The organism is Microbacterium sp. NPDC076911 (assembly GCF_040687125.1).
GTDB lineage: Bacteria > Actinomycetota > Actinomycetes > Actinomycetales > Microbacteriaceae > Microbacterium.
In genome coordinates, this window is sequence record NZ_JBFBMP010000007.1 from 1 (window position 1) to 13,716 (window position 13,716).

10 protein-coding genes are annotated in these 13,716 nt (G+C 59.9%); 3 read left to right on the plus strand and 7 right to left on the minus strand.

Annotation, left to right across the window (positions count from 1 at the left end; genetic code table 11):
* Positions 1-404: 404 nt before the first annotated feature.
* Entirely contained in the window at positions 405-1,286 is an 882-nt protein-coding gene (locus AB0O81_RS11995; RefSeq protein WP_363584560.1) for a LuxR C-terminal-related transcriptional regulator, read from the minus strand.
* An 810-nt stretch (positions 1,287-2,096) separates the two neighbouring features.
* Entirely contained in the window at positions 2,097-2,627 is a 531-nt protein-coding gene (locus AB0O81_RS12000; protein WP_363584562.1) for a hypothetical protein, read from the minus strand.
* A gap of 149 nt (positions 2,628-2,776) precedes the next feature.
* On the opposite strand from AB0O81_RS12000, the gene AB0O81_RS12005 reads away from it, so the two are divergent.
* From AB0O81_RS12005 to AB0O81_RS12015, 3 genes are all read left to right on the plus strand, one after another.
* Positions 2,777-3,019: a hypothetical protein gene (locus tag AB0O81_RS12005; RefSeq protein WP_363584564.1), complete on the plus strand. Its 243-nt coding sequence runs from the start codon at positions 2,777-2,779 to the stop codon at positions 3,017-3,019.
* Positions 3,020-4,576: 1,557 nt separating this feature from the next.
* Entirely contained in the window at positions 4,577-5,782 is a 1,206-nt protein-coding gene (locus AB0O81_RS12010; protein WP_363584566.1) for a right-handed parallel beta-helix repeat-containing protein, read from the plus strand.
* Complete coding sequence (locus AB0O81_RS12015; protein ID WP_363584568.1) at positions 5,779-6,987, plus strand: Dyp-type peroxidase; 1,209 nt, start codon at positions 5,779-5,781, stop codon at positions 6,985-6,987. Before AB0O81_RS12010 ends, AB0O81_RS12015 begins: the two co-directional genes overlap by 4 nt.
* A 20-nt stretch (positions 6,988-7,007) precedes the next feature.
* Here AB0O81_RS12015 and AB0O81_RS12020 read toward each other — a convergent pair whose 3' ends face one another.
* From AB0O81_RS12020 to AB0O81_RS12040, 5 genes are all read right to left on the minus strand, one after another.
* Positions 7,008-7,889 (minus strand): LuxR C-terminal-related transcriptional regulator, encoded by an 882-nt coding sequence (locus AB0O81_RS12020; protein WP_363584560.1) that lies wholly within the window; start codon positions 7,887-7,889, stop codon positions 7,008-7,010.
* Between the two features lie 810 nt (positions 7,890-8,699).
* Entirely contained in the window at positions 8,700-9,230 is a 531-nt protein-coding gene (locus AB0O81_RS12025; RefSeq protein WP_363584562.1) for a hypothetical protein, read from the minus strand.
* A 505-nt stretch (positions 9,231-9,735) separates the two neighbouring features.
* Complete coding sequence (locus AB0O81_RS12030) at positions 9,736-11,178, minus strand: NAD(P)/FAD-dependent oxidoreductase (RefSeq protein WP_363584570.1); 1,443 nt, start codon at positions 11,176-11,178, stop codon at positions 9,736-9,738.
* On the minus strand, positions 11,171-12,409 hold the full coding sequence (locus AB0O81_RS12035) for an HTTM domain-containing protein (protein ID WP_363584572.1): 1,239 nt from the start codon (positions 12,407-12,409) through the stop codon (positions 11,171-11,173). Before AB0O81_RS12035 ends, AB0O81_RS12030 begins: the two co-directional genes overlap by 8 nt.
* Positions 12,406-13,239, minus strand: a complete 834-nt coding sequence (locus AB0O81_RS12040; protein WP_363584574.1) for a DUF5819 family protein — start codon at positions 13,237-13,239, stop codon at positions 12,406-12,408. Before AB0O81_RS12040 ends, AB0O81_RS12035 begins: the two co-directional genes overlap by 4 nt.
* Positions 13,240-13,716 lie beyond the last annotated feature (477 nt).

The following is a 13,716-nucleotide window of genomic DNA, read 5'->3' on the forward strand; positions in this document are numbered from 1 at the left end:
CTCACACCGGTCGAGTTCGAGACCATAATGAGAACCGCGGTCGACCTGGTCGCGTAGACAAGAAACCCGAGTCAACCAAACCTTCAGCAGACCCCTCCGCGTATTCACTGTTCGCGAGGCAGGCGCACCACTACCCGAAACCAATGCCCCCACAATCGCGAAAGCGGCGACGGTAACGATGCACGTGGCGACCACGTTGCACGCAGCAGCGAAAGAACAAGGAGGGACAAAGCCCTTCGGTCGCAAGAAAGTTCAGCCCCAAGATCCGGCCCGCTCATGCCCTCAAAGAGCGAAGCACCCACGATTGGCGCGACGCAACTCCGAATGGATGAAACGGACGATGGAGCGACTCCGTTCGGTTCACGACTGGCCCAGAGAGTCTGAGAGCGGCGGGCACGAACCCCTCAGACGACGCCCCATTCGACGGCTTTACGGAGCGCCTCGTCCCTAGAGTGCACACCGAGCTTTCGATACAGAGTTCGGAGCTGCGTCTTGACGGTATTTGGCGAAACGTGTAGCTGCTGTGCAATCAGCTCGACACGACTATTGCTCGCCAACGCGCCCAGCACGATGAGCTCTCTTGCGGTCAGCTCGTTTTTATGCAGCCGCGCACGCAAACGGGGCCTGCTTGCCGGCCGACGTTGGACGTCGAGCTTGAAGCAGGCTACAAATTCTTCTGGCACGTCATCCAGGGGTTCGAGAAAGCCTATTTCGAACACCGGCTGCAGCTCGCGCCATACGTGTTGTGCCATGGGCACATCATCTGCTGAACAGTGCAACACCGCACCAACCGCGGTGGCTCGTGCCTGATAGCGCAGGCTTGCGGCTGGGTCACCTTTGAGCGAATTGGCAAGGAAGGTCGCGTCGGTTATCTTGCCTTGGAGCCATCGCACCATGACCGAAGCTAGTCGCAAGGCTGGAGCTTGCGGGTCCACTTGATCGGGTGCGCTGCCGAGCATCCTTTCCGCCTGAAGAATACGACCGTCGGCGAGGGCTTGTTCCACGCGTAGCCCGTGGATCTCCGCAGCAAGCCACGGTGGCGTCGACTCGATCTCAATGCGGTTCAGCAAAGCTCGAGCATTCGCAGCGCTATCGGACATGTAAGCATGGCGCACGACGAAGTAGTGGTGCAGGTTCAGCATTTCTGGGCGTCGACCAGCGCTCTTGGGCCACGCCGCAATCATCTCCCCAAGCCTCTCGCCATCACGGCTGGCTAGTGCCATCCAAGTATGGGCTTCAGCGAGCAAGGCTTGCGTGAGGGGCGCCTGATTGAGCACCCGGTCCATCGGGTGCACCTGCTCCAAGAAATGAGCCGCGTCAGCGGTCTCACCCCGCAACGAAGACGCAATTGCCACGGACGCGAGCGCAAAAGCATGATCGTCCTCGTGAAGCGCGAGAGCATCGGCCGCAAAGCTTGGCGGCGGCGAACTGCGAAGGTCAGACACGAGCGCACGCGTGAGATGCATTTGTGACAGACAGATTGCGACCAGCGCCGGCGCGTTCCGCTTCAAAGGTTCGGACTCTGCCGATACAAGAGAGCGAACGGCGTTCGCGGCATCACGCGCGCCCGACCAATCTTGATCGAGTTTGCATGACATCATGCGCAAAAATGCGCCCCACAACCTCATTTCGAGCGCACTCGAATCAGTTTCCACACCCGGGATAGACACTGCCAATGCGGCGCCAGCCTCGGTATCCAACGACTCTCCAGCACGGATGAGCGCAGTTCGGTCGGTGTAGTCCATTCGCATATGGTCAAACTGCAGAACAAGGACTGCTAGGAAGGGGTCCTTCCGCAGGTCATCTGCGGCCACGGAGCCGAGCAACTCCGTAATGTCCTGGGAGAACGACAGCGCGCCAAGGCTGAGCGCCCGCCGCAGGCACTGGCCCGCTAGGCGAAATCGGCCCGCTCGAAGAGCCACTCGGGTAGCTTGCGCGTAGTCGGACCGGCCGATGAGTTTTTCAATGATTGCTAGAGTTTCTCCGGCATCATGGCTGATACCTCTGGACCGGGCGAACCGAAGTACAGCTCGCCGCGCCGGTTCAGCGATCTCAAAATCAGAGTCGCAATTAGGCATCGGCGCCTCCAGCCGCTGTCAGTTTCTCCACGAGCCGAGTCCGAGGTCTGCAAGCGCCGTCAGGAGCTCGAAGCGTGGCCGAAGCTCGTCGACATCATTGCCCCGCGTTCGAACTGAGATTCGGTCTGTCAGCACGTTGGGAATCAACTCAGAAAGTTGATCGGGCGTGAGCAGTGGGCCTATCGCAAGCATGAGGGAATGGTCTACTGCTGCATCAATAGCTGCAGCAGTACTCTTGGCCCGGGATTGCTTTGCACGGGTGAGCTCTTGCGGGAAGTACGCCAAAGCGCTGGGCCAGCCTGCGACCGCATTTGTGGCCCATGCCGCACTAGCTGCGCTAATTTTGATGCCGCGACGTTCAGCGATCGCTGCCACATCCTCGGGAACGAAGCGGAGGTCATCGACGGTCACCCTCCCGACAGTTACCCCGCGTGCATGCGCGTATTGGATGAGAGAATCGTCAGCGCGCGCGGCGATGATCAACTGCACATCTCTGCCTTCTAGGATCTGTTCCACAACAGACATATCAGTGGCGACGACCCCGTCCATGACATAGACGAGGGGCCCATTCCCGCTCCGGCCCTCCGGCCTGGGGCGAACCGCGGTCGACTGCGGCCCCAAAACCGCGTTCTCTGGCCTGAGCGTGAGCAGGTCATGTTGGGCACGCAGGACTCCTAAGGATGAGGGTGGAGCAATGAGTGGAGCATGAAATGGAGCACCCGGCATTTATCGGAAAATATAGCAAAATATTGCAACCGGGCTTGAGGAAGAAGCTAAGCGCGACGCGTTTCACTCTTGTTTCGGAGGAAATACGAAAAATTTCGGCGATTATGGCGTTATTCAGGTGGAGCTATCCGCTCGACCAGGAAGACGCGCGGCAACGAATTCTTGGGAAGGCACGCGAAGCCATCCGTGCCGCACTCGCTGCACCCAATAGCTGACCGCGACGAAATCCGCTCTGTCCCCGATGCGCGTCTGCGCGTCCGCCACGAACTACTAGATCTCCCCCAGCACCTGGTTCAACCGCATGATCAACGCGGTCCTCGGCAAATCATCAGCTCTGCACCGCGCACGCTGCCCGCGCAATGCGACATCGCGTGGAGGATCGGCAATGATCGAACCCGGTTCCATCAGCGTCTCTAGGCCGTGGTCGGGATTCCGACGCAGGTAGCCGACCACGTTGCACGCAGCAGCGAAAGAACAAGGAGGGAGAAAGCCCTTCGGTCGCAAGAAGGCTCAGCCCCAAGATCCGGCCCGCTCATGCCCTCAAAGAGCGAAGCACCCACGATTGATTCCCACGCTGCGGCGGGTCACGCTCCACGCACTCTATGCACTTCAGGAAGGCCCCGAATCGGCATCCTCGAGATACTCGGGGCCCTTGGGACAACCGAGGCAAACTCAACTACACACGCCTCGGTCGCACCACCTCGCGGGCCACCACACTGCCCGAACAAGCTAGACAGATTGCAGGTCCCGGCCGCAAGACAATCCCTCATCAGGGGCTCCGAGCACCAAGACGGAGGCGCTGCGCGGTTGTGGGCCGCAGTCGGGTGGTGTCGTCTGCGCTTAACGCTTGGTCGTGGAGGGCGATCTGGAAGCCGTCGGGATCGGCGAAGGCGAGACCGAAGGGGCCATCAAGCAGGGCCGAGTCGGCCGCATGTCCACCGGCGCCGAATCCGCTTGATCCATCCAAACTATGGGCCCCTCCGAGTCACCTCCCAACCGATTCACCCTCATCTTCACCCCGACTGTGCTGCCATAGTTCCCGAGCTGATCACGACGGCACGCTGTTCCGTTTTTCGCGGTTTTATCAGGTATATATTTAACCCTGCCCCAAGCGCTCAGGTTTGGCGTGATCGTCCTAACAACTCCCCGTGGCCCATGTGCGGGGGATAGCGACCATTCCCAAGACTCGCACCACCGTTCCGGAATAATGCAATAATACCCAGGCCAAACGGCATAATTGCCTGCGGCCTACGGCGCTGGGTCGGCACCGCCACAAGGCGCCCCGCCATGAACGTCCTCTCGCCGACGTTGCAGGATGCTAACTTCGCCGTGTGAGGCACACAACCGATGAAACCGACGACGAGAAACTGCCATCGCCCGACGCCATCGCAGCAACTCAGCTCGGCGCGAGCAATGCGATATTCCCGCTTCGGAGACGCGCATTGAGTCCAATCCCGACGGGAATCAGTATGGGGCCGTGGTCTTAGCACCCGCCCGCGGCGCTGGAAATGTCCCCCCCAGGGCTTTCCAGCGCCGCTTCCATGTGCAGTGCGTCCAAGCAAACGAACTCTAACCATTCCAAGGCCGAGATGCACTCGAAATTCACACCCGCCCCGCTACACAGAGCCCAAACCGCCGATGTGCCCTCGACGCAGCCCGAGCAGTCTTTAACCGCGAGCAAAGTTCTCCGTGTGTTAGCTCTGTTGCTTTTTCCACTGCTCTTTGCGGGTTGCGGGGCGGAGGGCAGCATCTCCGAGGTTCGGTCAGATCTAGTGAGAGTACCGGAAGAGTCAGCAACCATCTCTGGCGCGTTGGACCTTGTGTCCGCAGGCGGAACGATTCTGGTCGGCGAGGGCGTGTACGCCGAAGAAGTCGCGATCGATGTTCCGGATATCACCATCCGCGGTACGGATAGAAACCGCACAGTGATTGATGGTGAAGGACTACGCCCGTACGGCATAGTCGCCACCGCCGATGGAGTTCGCATCGAGAATCTGACGGTGACCCGCGCCACTTTCTACGGAGTGCTCGTCACTGGGTTTCATGACGAGACAGGGGGCCATGCGCGCGACGACGACGGATACTCAGGGCTAGACGTTGATGCCTTTCCACCCGTCCAGCGATTCAAGATCGACCATGTGACGGCGTACAACAACGGACTTTATGGAATTTACGCTTTTGATGCGCAAAACGGGTCGATCGTAAACTCCTACGCCTCGGGCTCCGCGGACAGCGGCATCTACGTCGGCCAATGCGAAGAGTGCAACATTCTGGTCCAGAACAACGTTGCCGAGAATAACGCAGTCGGCTTCGAAAACTCCAATGCGTCCGACAGCGTATGGGTCGTCAGCAACCGGTTCAGCGGCAACCGCATCGGTATGACTTTCTTGTCCAGTCATCAAGAAGCCCTGACACCACAGCGTGGAAACAGTGTGATCGGCAACGTTGTCTCCAACAACAACACGCCCCAGTCCCCTGCGCACGGCGAAGGCAGCTTTGGGATCGGCATTGGGGTCAGCGGCGGCATGAGCAACACGTTCGAGAAGAACGTTGTTTCCGGCAACGACGTCGCTGGCGTGTTGCTGAGTAGCGCCGAGGACATGGCACCACTGACAAATACGTTCCTTGCCAACACTTTCACTCAAAACGCCATCGACATGGCCAATATCGCGACTCAACGGGCGCCAGCAAGCGGAAACTGCGTGGTCGGAGAAGTGATCGAGACAATGCCAACCGACTTTCTGAGCAGCTGCGTTGCGGGCAATCCTCAGCCCGCCACGACAGCAGACGCGCTTCCATTCTCGGCGGTTCCGCCTGGCGTCAGCTTTCTGGCTGTCGCGCCCCCGCCAGACCAGCCGAATCTTCAAACAGCCGGTGAGCAGAACAGTCTGTTGCCAGACACCGTCACACCGCCACCCCTGGACGAAGTCGCGACCCCACCCGCAGACCTTCTGCACGAACTGAGTAGAGCACAATGAAACGCCGCCGCGACCAGTCGAAGAGCGTGAGTCGTCGTGACCTTCTCGTCGCCGGGGTCGGCGTTGGCGCCGGAGTCGCGACTGCAGCGCTCACTGTCAACCTCGGAGCGCCCGGACCTAGCGTCCCTGCAGCGGCACCTGAGGCCGCTCTCGAGCCCGGTGCGGGTCCGGTGCCTTCCCGCGGTGCACATCAGGCCGGACTTGACCGTCCGGCGACGCCTCAGGCACACGCGCTCATAATCGTCGCTGATAGTGACGCACTCTCGGACCAGCCGTCACTGCTCGCATGGCTTGCTTCCGTGGGTGAGGTCGTCGACACCTGCACTGACATCGACAGGGCAAGCCCGGACATTTTGCCAGACGGCCCCGGCGACTTAGCAGTCACAATCGGTATAGGCCCGCGGCTCGTCGCACTCGTCGACAACGATCTCCCGGACGCCGGGCCACTGCCGCCGTTCGCAGGTGACAGCGCGATGCATGATTCGGTGGTCGGGGGTGACGTACTCATCGCCGTCTATAGCTCCGATGTCTCGGTACTGAAGGCAGTCGGCGACGTGGTCTTGCAATCGCTGAGTCGCGCACATGTGCGCTGGTCGCAAGCAGGTGCTCGCGGCCCAGGTAGCGGCACAATCGTGCGCAACCCGCTCGGGTATCACGACGGAATCGTGGTGCCTCGCACCGACGATGAGATGGTCGACAACGTGTGGATACGATCCGGAGCCGCTGCGGGTGGCTCTATCGCTGTAGTTCGCAGACTTCGCCTGGCGATTGATGAGTTTCGTGCTTTAGACGGCGCGGCGCAAGATCAAGTCATCGGCCGCACGCGTGTGAGCGGCGCGCCGCTCACAGGTGGCAACCTTGAGTCTGAGGCTGATCTGTTGAAGAAGTCGCCTGAAGGCGAGTATCTGACCCCATTACGATCGCACGTACGCGCAGCTCACCCTACTTTCACTGCAAGCAAGCTCATGCTTCGTCGCGGCTATGGCTACAGCAACGCTGTAGCGGCTGACCTCCCCGCTGACAACGGTCTGCTTTTCATTTGTTTTCAAGACGACATTGGGACCTTTGTGAAGACGCAACTCCGAATGGATGAAACGGACGATTTGCTGTCCTACGTCACTCCCACGGCAAGCGCGTCGTTCCTCATCCCTGCGGGATACGATGGAGCGACTCCGTTCGGTTCACGACTGGCCCAGAGAGTCTGAGAGCGGCGGGCACGAACCCCTCAGACGACGCCCCATTCGACGGCTTTACGGAGCGCCTCGTCCCTAGAGTGCACACCGAGCTTTCGATACAGAGTTCGGAGCTGCGTCTTGACGGTATTTGGCGAAACGTGTAGCTGCTGTGCAATCAGCTCGACACGACTATTGCTCGCCAACGCGCCCAGCACGATGAGCTCTCTTGCGGTCAGCTCGTTTTTATGCAGCCGCGCACGCAAACGGGGCCTGCTTGCCGGCCGACGTTGGACGTCGAGCTTGAAGCAGGCTACAAATTCTTCTGGCACGTCATCCAGGGGTTCGAGAAAGCCTATTTCGAACACCGGCTGCAGCTCGCGCCATACGTGTTGTGCCATGGGCACATCATCTGCTGAACAGTGCAACACCGCACCAACCGCGGTGGCTCGTGCCTGATAGCGCAGGCTTGCGGCTGGGTCACCTTTGAGCGAATTGGCAAGGAAGGTCGCGTCGGTTATCTTGCCTTGGAGCCATCGCACCATGACCGAAGCTAGTCGCAAGGCTGGAGCTTGCGGGTCCACTTGATCGGGTGCGCTGCCGAGCATCCTTTCCGCCTGAAGAATACGACCGTCGGCGAGGGCTTGTTCCACGCGTAGCCCGTGGATCTCCGCAGCAAGCCACGGTGGCGTCGACTCGATCTCAATGCGGTTCAGCAAAGCTCGAGCATTCGCAGCGCTATCGGACATGTAAGCATGGCGCACGACGAAGTAGTGGTGCAGGTTCAGCATTTCTGGGCGTCGACCAGCGCTCTTGGGCCACGCCGCAATCATCTCCCCAAGCCTCTCGCCATCACGGCTGGCTAGTGCCATCCAAGTATGGGCTTCAGCGAGCAAGGCTTGCGTGAGGGGCGCCTGATTGAGCACCCGGTCCATCGGGTGCACCTGCTCCAAGAAATGAGCCGCGTCAGCGGTCTCACCCCGCAACGAAGACGCAATTGCCACGGACGCGAGCGCAAAAGCATGATCGTCCTCGTGAAGCGCGAGAGCATCGGCCGCAAAGCTTGGCGGCGGCGAACTGCGAAGGTCAGACACGAGCGCACGCGTGAGATGCATTTGTGACAGACAGATTGCGACCAGCGCCGGCGCGTTCCGCTTCAAAGGTTCGGACTCTGCCGATACAAGAGAGCGAACGGCGTTCGCGGCATCACGCGCGCCCGACCAATCTTGATCGAGTTTGCATGACATCATGCGCAAAAATGCGCCCCACAACCTCATTTCGAGCGCACTCGAATCAGTTTCCACACCCGGGATAGACACTGCCAATGCGGCGCCAGCCTCGGTATCCAACGACTCTCCAGCACGGATGAGCGCAGTTCGGTCGGTGTAGTCCATTCGCATATGGTCAAACTGCAGAACAAGGACTGCTAGGAAGGGGTCCTTCCGCAGGTCATCTGCGGCCACGGAGCCGAGCAACTCCGTAATGTCCTGGGAGAACGACAGCGCGCCAAGGCTGAGCGCCCGCCGCAGGCACTGGCCCGCTAGGCGAAATCGGCCCGCTCGAAGAGCCACTCGGGTAGCTTGCGCGTAGTCGGACCGGCCGATGAGTTTTTCAATGATTGCTAGAGTTTCTCCGGCATCATGGCTGATACCTCTGGACCGGGCGAACCGAAGTACAGCTCGCCGCGCCGGTTCAGCGATCTCAAAATCAGAGTCGCAATTAGGCATCGGCGCCTCCAGCCGCTGTCAGTTTCTCCACGAGCCGAGTCCGAGGTCTGCAAGCGCCGTCAGGAGCTCGAAGCGTGGCCGAAGCTCGTCGACATCATTGCCCCGCGTTCGAACTGAGATTCGGTCTGTCAGCACGTTGGGAATCAACTCAGAAAGTTGATCGGGCGTGAGCAGTGGGCCTATCGCAAGCATGAGGGAATGGTCTACTGCTGCATCAATAGCTGCAGCAGTACTCTTGGCCCGGGATTGCTTTGCACGGGTGAGCTCTTGCGGGAAGTACGCCAAAGCGCTGGGCCAGCCTGCGACCGCATTTGTGGCCCATGCCGCACTAGCTGCGCTAATTTTGATGCCGCGACGTTCAGCGATCGCTGCCACATCCTCGGGAACGAAGCGGAGGTCATCGACGGTCACCCTCCCGACAGTTACCCCGCGTGCATGCGCGTATTGGATGAGAGAATCGTCAGCGCGCGCGGCGATGATCAACTGCACATCTCTGCCTTCTAGGATCTGTTCCACAACAGACATATCAGTGGCGACGACCCCGTCCATGACATAGACGAGGGGCCCATTCCCGCTCCGGCCCTCCGGCCTGGGGCGAACCGCGGTCGACTGCGGCCCCAAAACCGCGTTCTCTGGCCTGACCACTCTCACCCGCGCGCCCTCCTGCATCCGACGCAAAGCGAGGCTGCGGACGGCGATAGATTTGCCCCACCCAGCACCTGCGCTCAGGTAGATAATTGGCGAGGAATCAACCTGCGCCAATCGTTGCTTCAAACGCCGCGGAACGATTGCCGCTTGCGCATCTAAAGAGCGACGCAGCATCGCAGCGTCGGAAGTACTTGCGCGCTGTGTTGCCACCTCAAAAACGTTTGTGTGATTGCCTCGAATCACAGCACCCCCCGGGTCCCTGATCACGGTTCCCCCCTGAGGGAACCTTCCCTAGAATGTTGGCTCTGCTGGCGCACCGCCTAGCCGTTCGTTCGCTTTCTCCCCCCGTTCACCCACACGGGCTGCATATTTCGACAAAACATGGGCGCCCTATCGACCATGACTGTCAAACATGGCCACCTATTTCGGCACTGCGAAACCCAAACACGTCGCGCAGCGCGACTCGCGCCGCGCGATACCCAGCCATCCCATGCACCCCTGTCCCAGGTGCCGCCGAGGAAGAGCACAGGTACACGCCCGGGATCGGAGTGCGATACGGCTGGCTCCTCAAAACTGGCCGCCCAATCATTTGGCGAACGGACAAAGCCCCCGCATTGATATCACCGCCCACGTTGACCGGGTTACGGACTCCGCGCGCTCGCGCGACGGTTACCCGGATATCAACGATTCGGTCGCGCACACCGGGCGCATAGCGTTCGATCTGCTGAAGCATCGCCCGGCTGCGATCCTGTTGCGAATTGTTCGGCACGTGACAGTACGCACTAATCGGAAACAAGCCCACCCTTGACCGACGGGTGGGATCGAGATTGCTCGCCTGGTTGACCAACACATACGGCGCACTAGCGTGCCTGCCTGTTCTCGCTGACGCCCCTGCGGCACGAATATCGGCTGCTCTACCGCCGATGTGCACCGTGGGAGCATCCGCGACCCCTGGTGCGCGCCACGGGATCGGTCCATCAAGTAGCAAATCAATCGAACAAGCTCCGGGGCCATAGCGAAACCGGTTGATAGCACGACCGTATCGGCTTGATGACAGCGTCATGACGTCGACCAACGTGGACGGTGACGTCGCAAAGAGGGTGGCGCGAGCATCAGGAAGCTCGCCGGGCAGACTGACGTCGCGATCGCACTCGAATGTCACCCCAAGATCCATGGCGTCTTCCACCAGCACATCGACGATCTTTTGACTTCCGCCAATGGGCACACCCCATCCGCGCGCGTGGCCGAATGTGACCAATGCCATCCCTACCGCGAGCGTCGCGGGCGATCTGAAGGGTGCGGCAGCATGCGCAAGCACGCCTGACAGCAGCGCAGACGACCTGGTATTTGCGGAAAGAAGCCTTATCATTCCGCTACCAGCGACGGAAGCTGCCAAGGCTAAGGAAGGAAGATCAGAACGTAACGGCGGAGGTAGCGCGTTCAGAGCGATCTGCGCGAATCGGTCCGCATGTTGGACGAGTGGATCCCATGTCGCTTCCCAACGCCCCCCTTCGCTCTTCCCGAGGCCTGCACACGTGGCGGCCATGCTCCGAAATGCGAGAGCAGCATCGCCACCTTCCAGTGGATGAGCATAAGACACCTCTGGGACGACGAAAGGTATGCGCTCCACAAGCCCGAAGTCACGGAAGAACGGCGAGGCCAATCCCATCGGGTGCACTGATGCCGCAGGGTCGTGAATGGCTCCGGAGTCGAACGTGTCCTCGCTACGGCAGTTTCCACCGACCGTGCTGCTGCGCTCGATCACGTGGACGTTGAGGCCTTGCCTCGCCAAAGTGATAGCGGCGGCTAGCCCGTTTGGACCGCTACCGATGATGACAGCATCATGCATGGTGCAGAGGTGCAAATGACGGCTCTTCAGCAGCTCGCCGGGCCTGATCGGTGACCTTGGGTGGCGTCGTAGGCTCTTCCAAACCAGTACGCCTCGGCCCCGGCTGCTGGTCCTTCGGTTCTCGCCGCGGCGTACGCCGCACAGCATGCGAGACCCAACGCGCAAGTCTCTGATAGCTCACGTCACGGATCAGAACAGCGTCCAAAGCGACCATCCACAACGAGAACCAAAACAAGCCCATCAAGATGCCGATGGCGACATGAAACACCATGATGACAACGAGCGCGAGAATTCTGCTCCACCGGTTGAGTAGCATCCAGGGGAACCAAATCTGCACGAGAACTGTGCCCAACGTCGCTGCCGCTACCAATGGGCCCCAGTTCAAGAGAGGACCCGTGATCTCCGGAAAAGTCGAAAAGACGCTGACCTGCAGCGGGTACCAGACCGCAATTCCTTCTCTCCAGCTTTCGCCGGCCAGTTTGTAAAATCCCCCTGTGAAGTAGACCAGACAGATCTGATAAATAAGCATTGCGAGCGCCGCGTTGTGCACGAGGTTTGGGATCCAGGGTGGGAGTACCGGCTGATTGCGGACGACCCGCATGAACCAAGCTGAAGAGCCCCCGTGCGCCCATCGGCGACGACGCCGGGCATCAAGCGACCACACATCCGCAGCACCAGTGAAGAAGAGAAAAAACAGCACGATTCGCGAGAGATTGTCACTCATATCGCCGAACAGCGATGTCTGTTCCAGCAGCCCGACCCATAGGACGAACAGGGCGGGAAGGACTAGCCGAAATCGGTATCCGACTATCAGCAACACGGCCAGCACTGCCAGTAGCCCGTATAGGGCAGAAAAGGCCAGATCATTGTAGGCGAAACGGTGCACTATATCGAATATGGGCATCGTTGAGAATGCGCTTACCGGAATGACTCCCTCGGCTGACCAGGCTGAACCGGAGCCGTAGCTGTAATACCGAGTGGAGAAATTGGTAGCCAAGAACCCCAAAATGGTCACACCACTGATGATCCTCACGATCGCGAAGCCGTACAATGCCTTCTTGCTATCGAAAGCCCAGTCCTCGGCACGTACGAAGAGCGAACTCAATTGGGCTCGCACTCTGACCGGAAACGATGACCCTCGCATTGGCCGGCCGTCCTGCGGCTGCCCCGTTGGCGTTATGTCATTCTCCGCTGATTCTTCCAGCTGCTCGACGGCGTCCGCGTTGATCATTCGGTTCCTTGCACTTCTGTGGAGTCAAGCTCCAAATTGAGAAAGACGTCGGCGAAGCGATCAGCGCCTTGCCCTGGTCGCTCGATCAACCCGCGCCACCCAGAATCCATCGCGAGTATGACTCCCGTGGCATCTGCCGCGTTGCGCTCTTCGAAGGGCACCGAATAGTTGGTCGAGACGTAGTACTGCACCGTTGCCACACCGTCGCCCCACATGGCTTTCGCCACTTGAGTCGCGTACGCCGTTGCGCGCCATTCTTCTCGGAGGTACGCGTTCAGCACAGTGCTGCTCGACTCAGCCACACCAAAGAGATCGTCTTCTAATACGTAGGCCCAGTCGTCGCCCAGGTAGTAGCTATCGGCGATGACTTCACGTTCAGCATCGGTGAGCGCGTCGTACGCTGATTTGGTTGCCAGCGACTGACTGTAGGCCGCATACCCTGCACGGGGCGAAAGTGGGTTGTGGCGCAGTAAATCGGCTTCGGCCGCTGCAACGTTGACCCACTCCGTATTCACCAACTCGCCATCCGCCCCTTCGAGCGCCGCGCGAACTGAAAAGCCGTAGTCCCCAGCGATGGGCTCTGGCGCAAAGACGCTCCAATTCTGCGAAAACAACGGATAGTTGTAGTTGGTCAGCACGGCTTCCGGGATCGCTTCGCGCAGCGGAGTGGACGGCGTTGAATACAGAAATGTCGCCCCTATATGCCACACGCCCAGAATGGCTACCGCGACGAAAGCAGTGTGACGAACTGCTTTCGCTGAGATCCGACGCGGTCGGGGTGCTTTGCTGTCGATACTGCGCTCAATCGACTCCGAGTGCGGTTCACTCATTGCTTCTCGTTCTCCTCGACCAATGTCGGCATCTTCTATATGAGTTGAGGCCAACTGTGGCTCCAACTTGGTGACTTGCTGTGTGTATCCACACGAAACGGAGTCGCTATACAACGCGACAGCGATCGGGTCCTGCTAGCGCAGGACCCGATCGCGATCTCAGGTGCTATCCCTCGCGAGCAGTCCCGCTGCGTCCACGGCGACGAATTCCGAGAGCCGCCAGCAGCGCTCCGAATGCAACCAGTAGCGAACCTCCGAGGACGAACGCGGGTTGAGCAGTTCCGCCAGTCACTGCCAGATCATCTCCGGTGGTTCCCGACGTACCCGACGTATCCGTAGTTCCCGAGGTCTCCGTAGTTCCCGGCGTACCCGAGGTCTCCGTAGTTCCCGACGTACCCGACGTATCCGTAGTTCCCGAGGTCTCCGTAGTTCCCGAGGTCTCCGTGGTTCCCGAGGTCTCCGTGGTTCCCGGCGTAC